The following is a 17,809-nucleotide window of genomic DNA, read 5'->3' on the forward strand; positions in this document are numbered from 1 at the left end:
ATTCCGTGAACACGGATGGCATCAATGCCCACCGAGCCTCTTTGGCGCAGATTTACCCCTCGGCCCGGCGGGCGTTGCGGGTCGCCTCGAAGGCGCGGTTCATGTACATGTCGCGCTCGTATACGTCGTCGAAATACTCTATGACACCGTCCTTGTTCGGCCAGGCTGTGAAATAGGCGACGTAAACCGGAACCTTCTGCGGCACCTGCAGCGCCTTGTTGCGGCCGCCGCCGATTTCCTTGCCGACATCCTCGATGCTGGTGCCAAGCACGGCTGCTGCCATCCGGCGCGGATCGGCAAGCCGGACGCAGCCATGGCTGAGCGCACGCTGGTCGCGCTTGAAGAAACTCTTCGACGGCGTGTCGTGCATGTAGATGGCGTGTGCATTCGGGAACAGGATCTTCAGTTCACCGAGCGCATTGTCGCTGCTCGGCGGCTGTCTGACCGCAACAGACGCAGTCGATCCGTTCCAGTTGATCGACGACGACGGCACCGAACGGCCGCCGACTTCCACCTGATAGCCCATTCGATCGAGATAATTGGGATCGTTGCGCAGCTTCGGCAGCATCTCGTTGATGATGATCGACTGCGGCACGCCCCAGTAAGGGTTGACCTCGACGGTCTGGATCTCGTCCTGGAAGAAATAGGTCTGGTTTGCCTTGGAGCCGACGACCACACGCATCGAAAACTGCTCGGTGCCGTTGTCGGTATAGGACGCCGTAAAGGCCGGCTGGTTGATGAAGACGTAGCGGTTGCCAAGACCGTCGGGAAGCCAGCGCGCCTGTTCCATCGCGACTTCGAGCTTGTTGATCCTGGCGGCCGTGCTGTCGCCACCCGTCAGGATGCGCAGCGACGCCTGCCCCACCACGCCATCGGCCTTGAGGCCGTGCTCCTTCTGGAACGCTTCAACCAGTGCAACCAGCTCCGGGGTGTACTCCGGCGTTCCCTGGTAGGCCGCAAGCACCGCGGCGTGGTCCGCCTTCAGCGTCTCGGAGCCCTTGATGCGGATGCCCGCGACAATGTTGGCAAGTTCCGGATTGCTCTGGCCCGGCTTCAAGAGCGTGCCCGGCGCAATTTCGACGCGCTGTTCCATGCCTTTTTCCGCGCGCAGACGCTCAAGCTCCACCGACAGGGCGGCAAACTGCGCGCTCTTCGGGTTCTGATCGTTGAGCAGTGTGGCGACATCGGTCGATGCCGAAAGCTTGTCGAGGAAGGCGCCGAGATCGACGGTCTTGCGCTGAAAATCGTGATAGCCGGAAATCTTGTTGGGATCGATGCGGCCGCGCACGGTGTCCTGCACATAGGACAGGGTAGCTGCGGACAATGCGAGTTCGAACTGAACGAGCTCCTTTTCGCGCGCGATCATATCGCCCCGATCGAAATCGTCGGAGGGCACCTGAACGGCATAATCCTGTGGATCGAGCCCGACCTTCGCCGCCTCGGCAAGCACGGCCATCGCCGACTTCGCCCGCGCATTCACACCCGCGCCGTCGATCCAGACGAAATCTGAACGCGAGCCGTAATGGGTCTCGATGGCCTTTGCGACGGCTGCGGTTGCGCGCACATCGACGTCCGGCATGAACTGGCGAGCATCTGCGAGCGGCGTGCGCAGCATCGGTGGCAGTGCGCCATTGCGCACTGAGCCGGTCACGACCGGATCCAGCAGCTTGTCGGTTGCGATCCGGCGCAGCGGATCGGCCTTGTAGGTGTAATACTGCGGACCCGTGACCTTCGGCAAAGGCTTGGCAACCGCATTCTGCTGCGGCTCGACCATGGCGCCGACGCCTGGAAGCGACTGCGGCTGCGACTGCTGAGGTTCCGGCTTCTTCCTGCCTGCGCGGATGAAATCGCCGAGCGAGAAGGCCGATGCCGGCCGAGCATCCAAAGTCGCGACCGCACAACCGCTCATGAGCGCTACGATCGCTGCCGTCTTAAAAATTCTCATGTGAAACTGCGTCCCCGTATCGCGTTGTCGCCGAACTCGGCTTTAGCCAATTCCTCGCCACGCCCTCGTGCTCCAAAACTTATAGAAAAGGATGGTGAATGAAAAGGAAACGCGCCTGCCCGAACTCGCATGAAACCACCTCGATGACGCGAAAAAAAACGGCTCATTTCCAGGACGTTCGAAAGGGCATAAAAATTTGATTTGCATCGACATTAATGCTGCAGCAATGGGCGTCCGCGGCCAGTGCGCAGCATTCCTGACGGCACGGAAGGTTGCGAATGTGACTGAAACGCCACAAGAAATGCGCATGCGGCGAGAAGAAGGCGAATCACCCATTGCATGGCGTCAGAGCCGCGTTTCGTCGCAAGCCTGCCTTTCAAACGATTGTAGCATTGCCAGCGCCGCGGCCACCTCTTTACAAGCCTTTCCAGCCGGGGCAGAGAGAGGCCCGGCACCTTGGGGAGGGACAGCCGGTTGCGGCCGCGTCCCCTCGCCCAGACTTCATGAACCGCATGACGAAGGCAGGGATCACGATGACATCGACGCGCACGGAAACAGATACGTTCGGCCCCATCGAAGTGGCAAACGATCGCTACTGGGGCGCCCAGGCCCAGCGATCCCTGGGTAACTTCAAGATTGGCTGGGAAAAGCAGCCGGCGTCGATCGTCCGCGCCCTCGGCATCGTCAAGCAGGCTGCCGCCCGCACCAACATGGCACTCGGCCGCCTCGATGCGACCGTCGCCGATGCCATCGTAAAGGCGTCGCAGGAAGTCATCGACGGCAAGCTCAACGAGCATTTCCCGCTCGTCGTCTGGCAGACCGGCTCCGGCACGCAGTCGAACATGAACGCCAACGAGGTGATCTCGAACCGGGCGATCGAAATGCTCGGCGGCGTGATGGGCTCGAAGAAGCCTGTCCACCCCAACGACCACGTCAACATGAGCCAGTCGTCGAACGACACCTATCCGACGGCCATGCACATCGCCTGCGCCGAGCGCGTTATCCACGACCTCTTGCCGGCCCTGAAGCACCTGCACAAGGCGCTCGAAGCCAAGGTCAAGGCGTTCGATCACATCATCAAGATCGGCCGCACCCACACCCAGGACGCAACCCCGCTGACGCTTGGCCAGGAATTCTCCGGCTATGCAGCCCAGGTCGCCTCCTCGATCAAGCGCATCGAGATGACCCTGCCCGGCCTTTGCGAACTGGCCCAGGGCGGCACCGCCGTCGGTACCGGCCTCAACGCACCGGTTGGATTTGCCGAACAGGTTGCAGACGAAATCGCCAAGATCACCGGCATTGCCTTCACCACGGCGCCGAACAAGTTCGAAGCGCTTGCCGCCCACGATTCCATGGTCTTCAGCCACGGCGCGATCAACGCCGCTGCCGCCGCCCTCTTCAAGATCGCTAATGACATCCGCTTCCTCGGCTCCGGCCCGCGCTCGGGCCTCGGCGAACTGTCGCTGCCGGAAAACGAGCCGGGCTCGTCGATCATGCCGGGCAAGGTCAACCCGACCCAGTGCGAAGCGCTGACCCAGGTCTGCGTCCAGGTCTTCGGCAACAACGCCGCACTGACGTTTGCCGGCAGCCAGGGCCACTTCGAACTCAACGTCTTCAACCCGCTGATGGCCTACAACTTCCTGCAGTCTGTGCAGTTGCTCGCCGATGCCACAGTCTCCTTCACCGACAACTGCGTCGTCGGCATCGAAGCCCGCGAAGACAACATCAAGGCAGCCCTTGATCGCTCGTTGATGCTGGTGACGGCACTGGCGCCGAAGATCGGCTACGACAACGCCGCAAAGATCGCCAAGACGGCGCACAAGAACGGCACGACGTTGCGCGAAGAAGCAGTTGGCGGCGGCTACGTCACCAACGAAGAGTTCGACGCGGTCGTCCGCCCGGAAACGATGATCAGCCCGGCCTGATCGGCAGATCAGCCGGCCTGATCGGTTTGTTGCTGCCGCGGCCCTTCTATCGGCGTCGCGGCAGTGCCCTCGCCCGGGCTAAAGGGAAATCGCATTATCGGTGTTAAGTCGAATTGTCTTCGTTCGCGAAAACAATCATTAAGACTTCGCAAATCATTTGCCCCTAAAAATCAGTACCCGTAAGCAATGAGTAATATTGAGGGTTTGCGGATGCAAACGGCCACATCTGGAAAAACGCAGGCTCCGGATATCGCAGCGCAGGTGACCCATGCGATGCGCATGATGGGCGTTTCGCCGATACCGCGCAATTACGAGCTTTATTACGAAGCCTATCTCGGTTCGAACCCACAGCTGTCCAAGGAGCTCGCCGCCCTCGGCAGCCGGGCGACTCAGGAAGAACTCGACGCGATCGGCGCGCAGTATTTCAGCCATATCCACCGTTCGACCGGCATCGAACGCGCCCATACCAGTCTTGCGGCCAAGCTGGCCGAACTCGTCAACCTGTTGAAGGACGAGCAATATGCGCTCGAAAACTACAACAAGGTTCTCGACGAAGCCTATGTCAACATAACCAGCAAGAGCGCTTCCAGCGCCGACATCCTGCGCCACGCCATCGGCATCCTGACTGAAGCAACCGCCGACACGATGAGCCAGGGCAAGGAACGCGTCCAGACCGTGGTGCAGAAGTCCTTCGAGATGGAGGTCATCCGGCAGGAACTCGACGAGTACAAGCGGATCGCCAACACCGATTCGCTGACGCGGCTCGCCAACCGCCGCGCCTTCGACGACAATCTCGCAGCTGTCTACAACAACGATCACCAGAAGAACTTCACCGGCCTGCTGGTCGCCGATATCGACCACTTCAAGAAGGTGAACGACACGTTCGGACACCCCGTGGGCGACAAGATCCTGGCGACAGTCGGCAGCGTCATCCGTGCCAATGTCCGGCGCGATGCTTTCGTGGCGCGGACTGGTGGTGAAGAATTCGCCATCATCCTCAACGACAGCAGTCAGGAAGAATGCCTGCAGGTCGCAGATCGCATTCGCACGGTGCTTGCGGGAACGCCCTTCCGCAACTCCAAGACCGGCGTCAATTACGGCCCGATCACCCTGTCGGTCGGCGTCTGCATGGCGACCGCCGCCGAGGATGCCGTCGACCTCTACAACAAGGCGGATATCGCGCTCTACTCCGCCAAGAATGCCGGCCGCAACAAGACGATGCTGTTCGAAGACGGCATGCGCAAGGAATCCGGCCGCAACTGGCTGATCTACAGGCGCTAGCGAACTCTCGACACTCCCTTGGTAAGATGGCGCCCGATCGGCGCCATTTTCGTTTCGCCTCCCCGTTCCCTTGGAAACAGCCAGATCAGGTTGCACCCGCTACAACCCTGACAACAGGGAACAACGGCTACGAAAAGCGCGATCGGTTCCCACAATTCGAGGGGAGAACCGACATGAAGCGCATTCTTGCAGCAATGATAGCGACCGCCCTGATGGCCGGAGCATCGGCGACCGCCGACGCAAAAGACGTCAGACAGGATCCGATCACCGTTGCCTCGCTCGACAGCGCCACCGCCAACACCGGCTGGCTTCAGGTACTGTCGCAGGGCGGCACTAGGCAGAAGGCGAAGCGCAGCGACATCAGCCAGTCGCCGATCGCCCGAGAACTCGTTGCCATCCCGGCAACCGCAACGCCGGGCACCATCATCATCGACAACTCCGAGCGCAGGCTCTACCACGTCGTTGGCCGCGGTATCGCCGTCAAATACGCTGTCAGCGTCGGGCGCAAAGGGTTTCTCTGGACAGGCACCAACACCGTCAGCCGCAAGGCCGAGTGGCCGACCTGGATCCCGCCGGAAGACATGCGCGTTCGTGAAGCAAAGAAGGGCAAGGTGCTGCCGGCGAGCATGGAAGGCGGCATCGACAACCCGCTCGGCGCCCGCGCCCTGTATCTCGGCTCGACGATCTACCGCATTCACGGTACCAACCAGCCCCTCTCGATCGGCAAGGCGATGTCATCGGGCTGCATCCGCATGGCCAACGAGGACGTCGAGCATCTCTATGCCAATGTCGAGATCGGCGCGACGGTGATCGTTCGCGACTGACAGGTTGGTTTCCCCCAAGAGACTGGCGCGCAACGGCGGCTAGCGACAGTCGGAGGCGCCCGCCTGTCTCGCGATGGCGATCAATTCCGGCCGGTATTCGAAATGCATGGTGTCGAAATGATACCAGCGCCCGCCCCAGATGAAGCCGTGTTTCTCGAAGATCTCGACGATGTCGAGCGGATAGCGGTTACGGTAAGGCGCTGCCCCGCTCTTGGCGCCGCCGGCCCAACGCCAGTAGTCGGCAAAGGCGGTATTGAGATCGATCGCAGCACCAAAGCTGTGCACCGAGAGCGTGCGCGTACCGGCGATATTGCGCCAGTTGAAAGTCCCGGCACTGGGAACAAGATACCGCTTCAGCTTCGGTCGTGAGGTAAGTTCGGCCTCTACTGATTGCAGCGCCTTGGCCACGCCATGCCTGCGGGTGACCATCAGGCGCTCGCCGAACCAGTTGACCGTGACGAGATCGCGCCTGGCGCTCGCAGCGCTGGCGCCATAGAGACGTTTCATCAAGGCCTCGCTGCGGATGCGCCCCGGATCGAAATCCTTAGGCGGCGGCTTTGCGCAGGCGCCAAGCGGATAGATCTGCGAAAGACTGTCTTCGATGTCGCCGGACGCGAGCTTTTCGGCGTGGCTCTTCTGCCTGCCGTCATCGATCGGAAGCGCCGTGCCGCCATCGCGCAGCGTCAACGTATCTGTGCCAACCTCAACGATCCCTTCCGGATAGGCCCTGGCGAGCAATTCGAGTTTCTCTCGAAGTGTCGGATCGGCAGCCAAGGTATCGCCGACGCACACCGACAGAAACACAGTCGCTACCCTCAGACAGGTGCACAGAGAACCACGTCGCATCACGTCCCCATCTCTCGGCACTCCCGATCCGGCCGAAGACCACGCACGGGAATGCGCGGCCGATCGGTCCAGCCTACCACATGGTCTTTGCGGCGCGCTCCGGCCATTCGCGATCATAGGTTTCCCGGTCGAAATCCGCCTTGGCGGCCTTCAGCAGTGCGCCGGGCGTTGGAAGCGTGGCGGGATCGATGAAGCGTTCAGGGTTCCAGATCTGCGACCGCATCAACGCGCGAGCACACTGGAAATAGACCTCACCGATGGTGACGACGATGACGCTGCGCGGGTTCTTGCCATCCACCTCGAAGGAACCTGTCAGTGCCGGATCGATGCTGACCGCGGCGGTGCCATTGATCCGCATGGTGGTATTGGATCCGGGCACCAGGAACATCAGCGCGACACGTGGATCGCGCACGATGTTGGCCAGCGAATCGACGCGGTTGTTGCCGCGCCAGTCGGGCATCAGGATCGTTTTGTCGTCGGCGATCCTGACGACACAATCGTCGTCACCGCGCGGAGAACAGTCGAGCCCTTCGGGGCCGACCGTGGCAAGGGCGGCAAAAGGCGAAGCCTCGATCATCTGCCGGTATTCCGCGGTCAGCGCCTTGGTGACCTTTGCCACCGATGCCTCGCTGACACCGCCGTAAAGCGCGCTCAATTCCTCGACCGTGGTGATGATCGACATGCCGTCCTCCCGCTAATGCACGATATCCGCACGTCGAAATCGATGCACGGAATCATGCCGTCAATCCAATAGCAGCAGCAAGCCTTGCGCCACTAAAAAGCGCCCGACGCTGCGGATCGAAGCGATCCTTTCGACGGATAGCATGACAAGCGTATGACGACGTCAAAGCGACCGGCAGAAGCTGACCCGCCCAGGAGCGGCGTGACGCGACGCGCGTTCCGCCTTGACCGGCAAGGTGGCCTCAGGCCGCGGCCTTTCGATCCTCACCATGGACGAACGCATTGACCCTGTCGATGACGGGCGCTGCGGAGACGATACGGCGATGGCCATAACCGTTCGCCCAGTGAAGTTCGACATTGGGCCCGGCCGCCGCATAACGGCGGGCATGGTCGGCCGAAACCTCCTTGTCGTCTTCCGCATGGATGATCAAGGTCGGCACGGCCCTGACTGCAAGGATCTTGGCCGCATCGAAATCCTCCAGCCGACGCCCGGCCAAGCGCTCGACGACGCCTTCAAACGCTTGCTGCGTCTTCGGCGACAGGCGAAGAATTTTGCCAAAGCCCTTGAAAAGCCACGTCATCTCGCTCGGCGCACCGATGAGGACTAGCTTCTTTGCCACATGGCTGGGCACGTCGCAGACGACGCCCCCCGCCGCGCAAGCCAGGCTGCCGCCGCCAAAGGAATGGCCGACGCTCACATCAAACCCGCCAAAATGACGCCAGGCGGCGTCGATCGCCCTGACCGCTGCAACCATCGTCAGCGTGCGCCCCGGCGACGCGCCGTGCCCCGGCCAGTCGAGCGTCACCACTTCGGCGCCACCGGCAACCAGCCCCTCGATCATGGCGGCGAGATAGTCGCTACGCGATCCCCAGCCGTGGACAAGCAGCACGCGCTTGGCATTGGCGGCATTGCGCGGACCAACGAAATGCCGGGCCATCACCCACCCACCAGCATAAGACAGCGTCACCGGCTTACCCTTGGCAATCACGGGAGCCGCAGCCGCCAGTGCCGCGCGTTCCTTGGCGTTCTTCGGTTTGCGCCCGGGCGTCACGGTGAAAAGCTTGAAGGCCAGCCGGCCGGCGGCCTCCGGTGAAATGGCCGACACGCCGGCAAGCGCATGGCGGATGACCTTGATCGCAAAGGATGCCATAGTGAGAATCTCTTAATATGTTCAATGCTGAACATTATTGTACAACGATGAACAAAAATCAAGTGACGAACGAACAGCATCATTTCCCTTGGGACCACCCGCGTTTTCGCAGCTGGATTGCCGTTGCCCGCGCCTGTCAGCTGATGCAGCAGACGATGACGCGTTCTCTCGCGCATCTCGACATCAAGACGCCGCACCTCGACATCCTGATCAACCTCTATCGCTTCGACGGGATCTCGCAGCAGGAGCTTGCCCGCAAGCTGCTGGTGGGGCGGTCGAACATGAGCATGCTGCTGCCGCAGCTGGAAAAGCGCGGCCTGATCGAGCGCCGCGGCGACGACAAGGACAAGCGAGTGCTGCGACTGTCGCTGACGCCATCAGGGCGCACGCTGACCGAAGAGGCGATGGAGGTTCAGACCGGCCTCATCGGAAAACTGATGGAGGACGCGCCGCTCGAGGAGTGCATGGTTGTGGCACAATCCATGGAGCGACTGATCACCCTTCTCCTGAAGCACGAAAGCGAAATCGCCTGACGCCCGACCGGGCTGGTCAACCGGGTGAGCCTTCCTGTGCCTCACGCGCTTCCGCGAATCAGCTGCCACTCGGTATAGATGCCGCCGATGGTTTCGAGCGCGAACCGCTCCTTATCGAGGTCGCGGAACGCTTCGATCACATCCGCTGCGGTCTCGGCATCTCGCCCAGAACGTTCAACACCTGCGCGCCGAAGAGACGCGCTCGAACAGCGGTACGGCGACCGCACCGGCGATCAACAAACCGTCTCTTTTTGAAAAGGTTCAGCGCGGCTTTTCGGTCTTGTCGCGCGACATGCCCTTGTCGGCCAGCTCCTGTTCATAGACGGCAAACAGCTCTTCGCCCTTCTCGCCCAGTTCACGCAGGTAGGTCCAGGTAAAGATGCCTGTGTCGTGGAAATCATCGAAGCCGATGCGCACGGCATAGTTTCCTGTCGGCTGCATCGAAATGATCTGCACATTTCGCTTGCCGGGCACGGTCACCCGCTGGCCCGGCCCGTGGCCCTGCACCTCGGCAGACGGCGAAAGCACGCGCAGCATCTCCGCCGAAAGATCGAAGGATGCGCCGTCGTTGAAGGCGACGACGAGGCGATGGCGATCTTTCGATACGCGCAGTTCCGTCGGCCAGATGTCGCTCATGGTGTCTGCTCCTGTTTTCAAGCAACGCTTATCGGAAGAATCGCCTGCCGAGAATTACCCGGCTTTTCCAATCAACACTTTGCGACAGGATGCGCCTTGACGCGACCACGTTTGCTGACGACATTGAAGGAGCTGGGAGAAAGACGTGTGAACACTGCAGCGATAGTGAAAAACGGCGCTACGGCGCTTGTCGACAAAACCGTCCCGATGATCGACCCGTTCGGCCGGGCGATCACCTATCTGCGCGTATCCGTCACTGACCGCTGTGATTTCCGCTGCACCTACTGCATGGCGGAACACATGACCTTCCTGCCGAAGAAGGACCTGCTGACGCTGGAAGAGCTTCACCGGCTCTGTTCCGCCTTCATTGGCAAGGGCGTGCGCAAGCTGCGCCTGACCGGCGGCGAGCCGCTGGTGCGCAAGAACATCATGTTTCTGGTGCGCGAACTCGGCCGCGAGATCGAAGCCGGGCGGCTTGATGAGCTGACGCTGACGACCAACGGCTCGCAGCTTGCGAAACACGCCGCCGAACTGGCCGAATGTGGCGTGCGGCGCATCAACGTTTCGCTCGACACGCTCGACCCTGCGAAATTTCACCAGATCACCCGCTGGGGCGATCTCGGCAAGGTCATCGAAGGCATCGACGCGGCGCAGGCCGCCGGCATCAGGGTCAAGATCAACGCCGTCGCGCTCAAGGGCTTCAACGACGCGGAGATTCCCGATCTGATGCGCTGGGCGCATGGGCGAGACATGGACCTGACCTTGATCGAAACCATGCCGATGGGCGAGATCGAGGAGGATCGGACCGATCACTACATGCCGCTGTCGGAGATGCGCCGGCAGCTCGAAGAGCAGTTCACGCTCTCCGACATTGCCTACAAGACAGGTGGACCTGCCCGCTATGTCGAGGTAGCAGAGACCGGCGGCCGGCTCGGGCTGATCACGCCGATGACCCATAACTTCTGCGAAAGCTGCAACCGCGTCCGACTGACCTGCACCGGCACGCTCTACATGTGCCTCGGCCAGAACGACGCCGCCGATCTGCGCACAGCACTTCGCGCCTCGGATGACGACGCCTATCTCGGCCAGGTGATCGACGAAGCCATCGGCCGCAAGCCCAAGGGCCATGATTTCATCATCGACCGCGAGCACAACCGCCCCGCCGTCGCCCGCCACATGAGTGTCACTGGCGGCTGAGCGTCACTGGCGGTCGAGCGAGCCAATATTCATCAGTGCGTGGTCCGCCCCTCATCCGCCTGCCGGCACCTTCTCCCCGCCAGCGGGGCGAAGGACGCGTGTGGCAGCGCTCCACCCTGAGCCCTGAGCCCTGAGCCCTGAGCCCTGAGCCCTGAGCCCTGAGCCCTGATGGCGAGGAGTTGAGACGTCGGTCAAGCGCGAATAGCGCGTCGTAAGAGGCCATGTGATGGGTAGAATGGCCCAAGGTCACACGAAACCCATAGCGTGGCACGTCCCCTCTCCCCGCGGGCGGGGAGAGGGCTAGGGTGAGGGGCAACCGGCAGGCACATAGCACGCCGGAGGCGTCCCTCAAGCCGCGTAGTGTGCCCCGTAACCACGCCCATGCCCCTGGCCGCGAACCATCGACGTGCCGGTCTTGAAGCGCTCGATCTTTTCGTTGAGCGCCTCGACCTGCCGGCGCAGGCCGTGGATCTCGGCAGTGTTTTCTTCCACCATCGCCGCGTTCTGCTGGGTGATCAGTTCGACCTCGTGCACCGCCGAGTTGACCTCGTTGAGACCGGTATACTGGTCGGCAGCCGCAGCCTCGATGTTGCTGACGAGCTGGTGGATGGTGCCGATGTGGTCGTTGATGACGGCAAGCGCGTCGCCGGTTTCCTTCACCAGCGCCACACCACTTCTGACCTGCGCCGAGCTTTCGGAGATCAGCCCCTTGATCTCGCGCGCAGCCCCGGCGCAGCGCTGGGCAAGTTCCCGCACTTCCTGCGCGACAACGGCAAAGCCGCGACCCGCCTCGCCTGCGCGCGCCGCTTCGACGCCGGCATTGAGCGCCAAGAGGTTGGTCTGGAAGGCGATCTCGTCGATGACGCTGATGATCGTGCTGATCTTCTCCGACGAGCGGTTGATCTCCGCCATCGCGTCGATCGCCTTGGCGACCACCTGACCGGAATGCTTGGCATAGGAATTGGTCTCGTCGACAGAAACCGTGGTCTTGCGAGCGCTGTCGGCGGTCGAGCGGACGATCTCGGTCAGTTGGCGAAGCGCACGCGAGCTTTCCTCGAGAGCTGCCGCCTGCTGTTCCGTGCGACGGGCCAGATCGTCGGCCGAGGCTGAGAGGTTGCTGGTGCCACCGGTGATCTCGCCGGTCACCATCCTGACATCGCTGAGCGTAGCGCGCAGCGCCTCGACAGCATTGTTGTAGGTACGCGCCATGATCACGTAGTCGGCCGGCAGATCCTCCGCCATGCCTTCTTCGAGATTGCCGGCGGCAAGCTCTGCCAGCACGTCAGAAAGTGCGTTCAGCGCCTGCATCTGTTCGGCTTCGATCCGCGCGCGCTCCTCGGCCCGGCGGGCTTCCTCCTCTGCAGAAAGCGTGCGGGCGGCTTCCGCCTCGCGTCCCAGCCGGACGTTTTCGACCGCGTTGTCGCGGAACACCGCAACCGAGCGCACCATGTCGCCGATCTCGTCGCCGCGATTGCGGCCTTCGATCGCCACGTCGAGGTCCCCATTGGCCAACCGTGTCATCGTCTCCGTCACGCGCTTCAAGGGGCCGCGCAGCGTTTCGACCAGCATCAGGCCGCCGATGATGGCGAGCAGCGTGCCCGCTACCATCGCCACGATCGACATGTCTGCCGAACGCTGGCTGTCTGCCTTGCCGACCTCCTGGGCGCTGCTGACGAAGCTTTCGAGTGTCGCGCTCGCGCCGGCCACCAACGTCGAGGCGGCAGCCTTGGCTTCCTGCCAGCGCCCGCCGACGTCGATCAGGGCCGCCGTGCCCGTGTCGATATTGTCGAGCGAAGGCTTGAGCTTGGCCGGCAGGTCGCGAAGTGCTGCATTCTTGCCGCCGAGCTCGGACAATTTGCCCGCGCTGTCGCGAACGGCCTGAATGTCGGCTATCACCAGGTCACGACTTTCCGCGTCAAGCTTTCGGTGCAGTTCGCTGATGTGCAGCCGGGTGCTGTCGAGACCCTTGAAGGTGTCGCCCATCAGCGCGATCAGCGTCTTCAGCTGAGAGATTTCGCTATCCATGCCGACGAAGCGCTTGGCGGCCGTGTCAGAGTTCTTGGCAGCTTCCTTGCCGAAATCGGCTTCGTATTTCGAGAATTTGCTGAGGATCGGCACCAGCGCGTTCTTCTTGGTTTCGCTGTCTTCAGTGCCGGCAAGGATCGCCTCAACCTTGAGCGCCTGCTCCTTCAATTCTGCAATCGGCTTTTGAACCTTTTCCGAAGCGATCGTCTCAGCCTCCCCGATCTGTTTGATCAGATGCGGCAGCAGCTTGCCGGCCTGGTCGATCTTGGCATCGGCACTGGCCGCCATCGTCACCGGCAGGCGGAACTTCTTGATGCGCTCGGCAACGCCCTGATAGGCCGCGGCATCGAACAGCAGCGCCTTGGCGAAGGCTTCCTTCTCGCCCGATTCCTTGCGGATGATGTCGATCTGCTTGTAGGCGCTGTTGCCCTGTGCGGTCATCTCTGTCAGCGCCGCCTCGAGCGACGCTGTTACCTGATCCTGCTCGACCTTGATCGACCACAGCTTGTCGGTCTGGGCGCGCATCGCGTCACCGAGCGACAGCACCGAGGCGATCTCCGATTTGTCCGCCTCGCGCGTCAAAAGGCCGTCGAGCGCGCGGACGCCCGCTTCCTGCTCGTCGACCTGTGCACTCAGCGCGGCCCTCGTCTCTTCGCTCGGTTGATCGGCAAAGCCCTGCAGCGCACCGCGCAGCGCCTGGAAATCCGAGAGATTGTTGATGGTTTCCCGCGTCACGGTCATATGGCCGTTGAGCGTTCGCGCGGTGAAAAAGCCGACAAGGCCGATACCCGCGATCAGCACCACAAGCGGAACCACGAAGAGCAGGACTTTGGTGACGATACGCAGTCGCTGCAGCAGACGATCGATGAAAGACATTGCGGACCCCAGATTATTCTTATGAGAAACATGTCCGCGCGGTGGCTTCTCTTATTGGAAGCATGGTGTGAAGTCTCGGCGCAAGCGCCTCCCAGGCCCCGACCGACACCCCTTGAATGGCGCGCTACCAGGGTTCCGGCGCACGCCATCCACCGATCGCATCATGCGATTGGAAGCGGAATGTTCGGGACGATAGGCAGCGAAACTTAAGATTCCGCGAATAGAAGCGGCGCCTAATAGCCCTGCGTTCCAGGCTGACACAGTCTTCGATCGGCCTGAACTGACCGGCAGGACACCGTTTTACTTGCGATGGAAGAAAAAACGCCCTTCGGCCGCTTGGTGTTTGCACAAAATGACGGCCGATGCTTAAACGGTATGCGACATCCGGCAACGGATTCGCCTTCCCCATCCGCCTCAGGCCCCAGCCCGATCCGGCGCCGCAGGACAGCCAGCATGCAATCCTCCAGCAATTTCCGTGGCATCGTCTTTATGTGTTTGGCGATGATCGCCTTTTCCTGCAACGACGCCTTGGTGAAATCGGTGACCGGAGCGATGAATGTCGGCCAGATCATGTTCGTGCGCGGGCTGTTGACCACGCTCATGGTGATCGTGATCGCCCGGCACTTCCGCGCATTTCGCCCGCTGCGCACCATCCTGAAGCCGGTCATCATCCTGCGCATCGTCATGGAGGCACTGGCCTCCATCACCTATATTTCCGCCCTTGGCCAGATTCCGCTCGCCAATGCCTCGGCCATCATGCAGGCGCTGCCGCTGGCCGTTACGCTCGGCGCCGCAGTATTTCTCGGCGAGCCCGTTGGCTGGCGGCGCTGGACCGCCATCTTCGTCGGTTTCATTGGCGTGCTGATCGTGCTCCGCCCCGGACCTGAAGGTTTTACGCCGGCCGCGCTCACGGTTGTCGCCTGCGTCTTCTGCACCGCGACACGCGACCTCTGTACCCGCCGCATCGACCACGACATCCCTTCGCTCTACATCACCGTGACGACGGCACTGGTGACGACCCTGGTCGGCGCCGCACTGATCGTGCCGCTTGGCGGCTGGCAAGCGATGTCGTCGACCACGATGACCCACGTTGCCGCCGCCAGCCTGCTGTTGATGGTCGGGTACCAGACGATCGTGCTTGCCATGCGGGGCGGCGATATCTCGGTCATCGCGCCCTTCCGCTATACCAGCCTGCTGTTTGCGATCACGATCGGGATTTTCTTCTTCTCGGAAAAGCCCGATGCATGGATGCTGTTGGGTGTCGCGGTCATCGTCGGCTCGGGCCTCTACACCTTCTATCGCGAGAGCAGGCGTGGCAAAAATCCTGTTGCCCAGAGCGCGGTGACGGGACCGCTCGAATAGGAGTGATCGGACCGTGAAGCCACAAGACGAGACGCAAGGGCACACACGCCACGCATGGCCAGCCGTCGTCCTTGCCGGCGGGCTATCCCGCCGCATGGGGCAGCCGAAATCGGCGCTGCATCTCGGCGGACAAACGATGCTCGCGCGGATCATCGCAAGGCTTGAGCCGCAGGCCGAAGGTATCGCAGTCAATCTCAACGACGCCGACGGCCAGGCGACGATCGACGGCCAGCCGGTGATCGGAGATACCGTCGCCGGCTTTCTCGGTCCGCTTGCCGGCGTCCTGGCCGCCATGCGCCACACAGCCGCAACGACGCCAGCGGCAAGTCATGTTCTCGTCGTGCCGACGGATACGCCGTTCTTTCCGCCAGACCTCAGCCGGCGACTGACGATGGCGATGACCGCGCATGGCCAGATTGCCGTGGCAGCATCCAACGGCGCCCTGCATCCGCTCTTTGCGCTCTGGCCGGTCGCGCTCGCCGACGATCTCGAGAGCTGGCTGACCACAGATCCGAAACGCCGCGTGCGCGCCTTCATCGAGCGGCACCCGAACGTCACGGTCGATTTCCCGATGACAGACACGGCCGGCGGCATGTTCGACCCGTTCTTCAACATCAACACGCCTGATGACCTCAAGCAGGCCGAAGAGTGGCTGCATATCCTTGGAGAGAGTGCCGCATGACCGGAACGAAAACCTTCGGAATAGCTGGCTGGAAGAACTCGGGAAAAACCGGCCTGATGGTCCGCCTTGTCACCGAGTTGACGGCGCGTGGATACGTCGTCTCGACCGTCAAGCACGCCCATCATGATTTCGACATCGACAAGGTCGGAGCCGACAGTTTTCGCCATCGTGAGGCCGGTGCCCACGAAGTCACTATCGTTTCCGGTACGCGCTTTGCGATCATGCATGAGCTGCGCGGTGCGCCCGAGCCGAGCTTCGAGGAGATCATCGCCCGGCTCGCGCCTTGCGATCTGGTTCTGGTCGAAGGCTACAAGCGCGAGCCGATCCCCAAGATCGAGGCGCGTCGGCTCGAATCGGCGAACCGCGAGCCCTTGGCGCCGACAGATCCACATATCTGCGCCATTGCCGCCGATCATCCGGTCGCAGACACGAAGCTTGCGGTCTTCGATCTCGATGATACCGATGCGATTGCCGATTTTGTCGAGCAGATCACGGGCCTGACGCGAAAGAGCAGCACGCCCTGACGCGTCGATCGCGTCACTTCTTCGGCAGCGCGTCGAGATACTGTTGCGCCTCCGGGATCCCTTGGGCCGCCGCCTTGCGATACCATTCGGTCGCCGCAACATCATCCTTGGCAACGCCCTCGCCTCGCTCATACAGCAGCGCGAGATTGTACTGTGAACGCGCATGGCCCTGCTCCGCAGCCCGGCGGAACCACGAGACGGCCTTGGCATCGTCCTTGCCGACACCCCGTCCGCTGTAATAGGCAAAGCCGAGATTGTACTGTGCCGAGGCATTCGCCCCTTCGGCTGCCGAACGAAGCCAGCGCATCGCCTCGACCTCGTTGCGTGGAACACCCATACCTCTGCCGTAGATCAGCGACAGGTTGAACTGGGCGACGGCATCCCCCTTGTCGGCAGCGGCGCGAAGCCAAAGCATGCCTCTTTCAGTGTCGACGCGACCCGCCCGGCCATCCATGTAGCGCAGGCCGACCACGACCTGGGCCTCAAGATTGCCCGCTTCCGCAGAGCGCAAATACCAGCGCATGGCTTCCAGCGGATCAGGAGCGGCTCCGGCCCCCCTGTCATACATCATGCCAAGATTGAACTGCGCGCCATCATGGCCGAGCTGGGCCGCCTTCAATGTCCAGCGGTATGCCTCAGCCTCGTTCCTGGGCGCTCCGGTGAGACCAAGGTGAACAATGCCGAGATTGTACATTGCGGGCGCATAACCCTGCTCCGCTGCCTTCAATGACCAGCGAACCGATTCTGCATTGTCACGCTTCGTGCCCCGACCGTCCCGATAAAGAACCGCGAGATTGTACTGAGCCTGATCGTCGCCCTGCTCAGCCGCCAGCAGGTAATATTGCAGCGCCTGTGCCTCATCCTTCCCGACACCCAATCCTCGTTCGTAGAGGAGGCCAAGATTGTACTGAGCGAATGCCGTGCCGCGTTCTGCCGCCATGGAATACCAGCGCTTTGCCTCGGCATAGTTTCGTCTGACGCCGGCAGCGCCTTTCATGTAGATCCCGCCGAGATTGACTTGCGCCTTGGTGCTGCCATTGTCGGCCGCCCGTCGGTACCAGCCAATGGCTTTCATCACGTCAATTGGGACAGCCTCTCCCTTCTCGTAACGTGAACCGAGCCGAAACTGCGCCTCGACATCCCCTTCGTCCGCCAACGTCCGATCCTTTTCGAACGCGGCGACGGCACTGGTCGTTTCCGCCGACGCCAAGGGCGCAACCACGCTGAATGCAAGGGCAGCAATCAGGCCGAAGACGGTGCGTTTCATTCGTTCCTCCGGAGACGGATCAATCCGCCTCGGAAGCTAAACAACGAAAAGTTG

The 17,809-nt window shown here is 61.9% G+C and carries 15 protein-coding genes; 8 read left to right on the forward strand and 7 right to left on the reverse strand.

The window, feature by feature from the left end:
* Positions 1-52: 52 nt before the first annotated feature.
* Entirely contained in the window at positions 53-1,945 is a 1,893-nt protein-coding gene (locus tag AC07UR_RS09730) for a L,D-transpeptidase family protein (RefSeq protein ID WP_209791988.1), read from the reverse strand.
* 533 nt (positions 1,946-2,478) lie between these two features.
* Between AC07UR_RS09730 and fumC the strand changes: the two genes are divergently transcribed.
* From fumC to AC07UR_RS09745, 3 genes are all read left to right on the forward strand, one after another.
* Positions 2,479-3,870, forward strand: coding sequence for a class II fumarate hydratase (gene fumC, locus AC07UR_RS09735; protein ID WP_209791990.1), 1,392 nt, complete (start codon positions 2,479-2,481; stop codon positions 3,868-3,870).
* Positions 3,871-4,080: 210 nt separating this feature from the next.
* Positions 4,081-5,151, forward strand: coding sequence for a GGDEF domain-containing protein (locus AC07UR_RS09740; protein ID WP_173420140.1), 1,071 nt, complete (start codon positions 4,081-4,083; stop codon positions 5,149-5,151).
* A gap of 173 nt (positions 5,152-5,324) precedes the next feature.
* Positions 5,325-5,975 (forward strand): L,D-transpeptidase, encoded by a 651-nt coding sequence (locus AC07UR_RS09745; RefSeq protein WP_173420141.1) that lies wholly within the window; start codon positions 5,325-5,327, stop codon positions 5,973-5,975.
* A 39-nt stretch (positions 5,976-6,014) separates the two neighbouring features.
* On the opposite strand, the gene AC07UR_RS09750 is transcribed toward AC07UR_RS09745, so the two are convergent.
* The 3 genes from AC07UR_RS09750 to AC07UR_RS09760 all read right to left on the reverse strand — a co-directional run bounded on the left by AC07UR_RS09750 (position 6,015) and on the right by AC07UR_RS09760 (position 8,653).
* Positions 6,015-6,779: a M15 family metallopeptidase gene (locus AC07UR_RS09750; protein WP_327795877.1), complete on the reverse strand. Its 765-nt coding sequence runs from the start codon at positions 6,777-6,779 to the stop codon at positions 6,015-6,017.
* Between the two features lie 115 nt (positions 6,780-6,894).
* Positions 6,895-7,503 (reverse strand): pyridoxamine 5'-phosphate oxidase family protein, encoded by a 609-nt coding sequence (locus AC07UR_RS09755; RefSeq protein WP_209791994.1) that lies wholly within the window; start codon positions 7,501-7,503, stop codon positions 6,895-6,897.
* Positions 7,504-7,744: 241 nt separating this feature from the next.
* A complete protein-coding gene (locus AC07UR_RS09760) occupies positions 7,745-8,653 on the reverse strand; it encodes an alpha/beta fold hydrolase (protein ID WP_209791996.1) in 909 nt (302 codons plus the stop codon).
* Positions 8,654-8,700: 47 nt separating this feature from the next.
* On the opposite strand from AC07UR_RS09760, the gene AC07UR_RS09765 reads away from it, so the two are divergent.
* Complete coding sequence (locus AC07UR_RS09765) at positions 8,701-9,186, forward strand: MarR family winged helix-turn-helix transcriptional regulator (RefSeq protein ID WP_173420145.1); 486 nt, start codon at positions 8,701-8,703, stop codon at positions 9,184-9,186.
* Positions 9,187-9,447: 261 nt separating this feature from the next.
* On the opposite strand, the gene AC07UR_RS09770 is transcribed toward AC07UR_RS09765, so the two are convergent.
* On the reverse strand, positions 9,448-9,822 hold the full coding sequence (locus AC07UR_RS09770) for a gamma-butyrobetaine hydroxylase family protein (RefSeq protein ID WP_173420146.1): 375 nt from the start codon (positions 9,820-9,822) through the stop codon (positions 9,448-9,450).
* Positions 9,823-9,969: 147 nt separating this feature from the next.
* Here AC07UR_RS09770 and moaA point away from each other — a divergent pair, with 147 nt between their 5' ends.
* The gene (moaA, locus tag AC07UR_RS09775; protein ID WP_209791998.1) at positions 9,970-11,019 is read left to right on the forward strand and encodes a GTP 3',8-cyclase MoaA; all 1,050 of its coding nucleotides are present in this window, start codon (positions 9,970-9,972) and stop codon (positions 11,017-11,019) included.
* A 348-nt stretch (positions 11,020-11,367) separates the two neighbouring features.
* Here the strand turns inward: moaA and AC07UR_RS09780 are convergent, their stop codons facing one another.
* Entirely contained in the window at positions 11,368-13,920 is a 2,553-nt protein-coding gene (locus tag AC07UR_RS09780) for a methyl-accepting chemotaxis protein (protein WP_209791298.1), read from the reverse strand.
* Between the two features lie 453 nt (positions 13,921-14,373).
* On the opposite strand from AC07UR_RS09780, the gene AC07UR_RS09785 reads away from it, so the two are divergent.
* From AC07UR_RS09785 to mobB, 3 genes are read left to right on the forward strand one after another with little or no spacing between them, the layout of a single operon-like run.
* Positions 14,374-15,282 carry a DMT family transporter gene (locus AC07UR_RS09785; RefSeq protein WP_209791299.1) on the forward strand — a complete coding sequence of 303 codons (909 nt, stop codon included), beginning with the start codon at positions 14,374-14,376 and terminating at the stop codon, positions 15,280-15,282.
* Between the two features lie 13 nt (positions 15,283-15,295).
* The gene (gene mobA, locus AC07UR_RS09790) at positions 15,296-15,964 is read left to right on the forward strand and encodes a molybdenum cofactor guanylyltransferase MobA (protein ID WP_209791300.1); all 669 of its coding nucleotides are present in this window, start codon (positions 15,296-15,298) and stop codon (positions 15,962-15,964) included.
* Complete coding sequence (gene mobB / locus AC07UR_RS09795) at positions 15,961-16,488, forward strand: molybdopterin-guanine dinucleotide biosynthesis protein B (RefSeq protein WP_209791301.1); 528 nt, start codon at positions 15,961-15,963, stop codon at positions 16,486-16,488. The genes mobA and mobB overlap by 4 nt, the downstream gene beginning before the upstream one ends.
* Positions 16,489-16,501: 13 nt before the next feature.
* Here mobB and AC07UR_RS09800 read toward each other — a convergent pair whose 3' ends face one another.
* Positions 16,502-17,755, reverse strand: coding sequence for a tetratricopeptide repeat protein (locus tag AC07UR_RS09800; protein WP_209791302.1), 1,254 nt, complete (start codon positions 17,753-17,755; stop codon positions 16,502-16,504).
* Positions 17,756-17,809: the final 54 nt, after the last annotated feature.

This window comes from Ensifer sp. GW821-FHT05G01, assembly GCF_059419585.1.

What these genes read in the sequence shown, in the direction of transcription:
- AC07UR_RS09730 (WP_209791988.1), bottom strand. Translation starts at nt 1,945, where the DNA reads ATGAGAATTTTTAAGACGGCAGCGATCGTAGCGCTCATGAGCGGTTGT.
- fumC (WP_209791990.1), top strand. Translation starts at nt 2,479, where the DNA reads ATGACATCGACGCGCACGGAAACAGATACGTTCGGCCCCATCGAAGTG.
- AC07UR_RS09740 (WP_173420140.1), top strand. Translation starts at nt 4,081, where the DNA reads ATGCAAACGGCCACATCTGGAAAAACGCAGGCTCCGGATATCGCAGCG.
- AC07UR_RS09745 (WP_173420141.1), top strand. Translation starts at nt 5,325, where the DNA reads ATGAAGCGCATTCTTGCAGCAATGATAGCGACCGCCCTGATGGCCGGA.
- AC07UR_RS09755 (WP_209791994.1), bottom strand. Translation starts at nt 7,503, where the DNA reads ATGTCGATCATCACCACGGTCGAGGAATTGAGCGCGCTTTACGGCGGT.
- AC07UR_RS09760 (WP_209791996.1), bottom strand. Translation starts at nt 8,653, where the DNA reads ATGGCATCCTTTGCGATCAAGGTCATCCGCCATGCGCTTGCCGGCGTG.
- AC07UR_RS09765 (WP_173420145.1), top strand. Translation starts at nt 8,701, where the DNA reads ATGAACAAAAATCAAGTGACGAACGAACAGCATCATTTCCCTTGGGAC.
- AC07UR_RS09770 (WP_173420146.1), bottom strand. Translation starts at nt 9,822, where the DNA reads ATGAGCGACATCTGGCCGACGGAACTGCGCGTATCGAAAGATCGCCAT.
- AC07UR_RS09780 (WP_209791298.1), bottom strand. Translation starts at nt 13,920, where the DNA reads ATGTCTTTCATCGATCGTCTGCTGCAGCGACTGCGTATCGTCACCAAA.
- AC07UR_RS09785 (WP_209791299.1), top strand. Translation starts at nt 14,374, where the DNA reads ATGCAATCCTCCAGCAATTTCCGTGGCATCGTCTTTATGTGTTTGGCG.
- mobB (WP_209791301.1), top strand. Translation starts at nt 15,961, where the DNA reads ATGACCGGAACGAAAACCTTCGGAATAGCTGGCTGGAAGAACTCGGGA.
- AC07UR_RS09800 (WP_209791302.1), bottom strand. Translation starts at nt 17,755, where the DNA reads ATGAAACGCACCGTCTTCGGCCTGATTGCTGCCCTTGCATTCAGCGTG.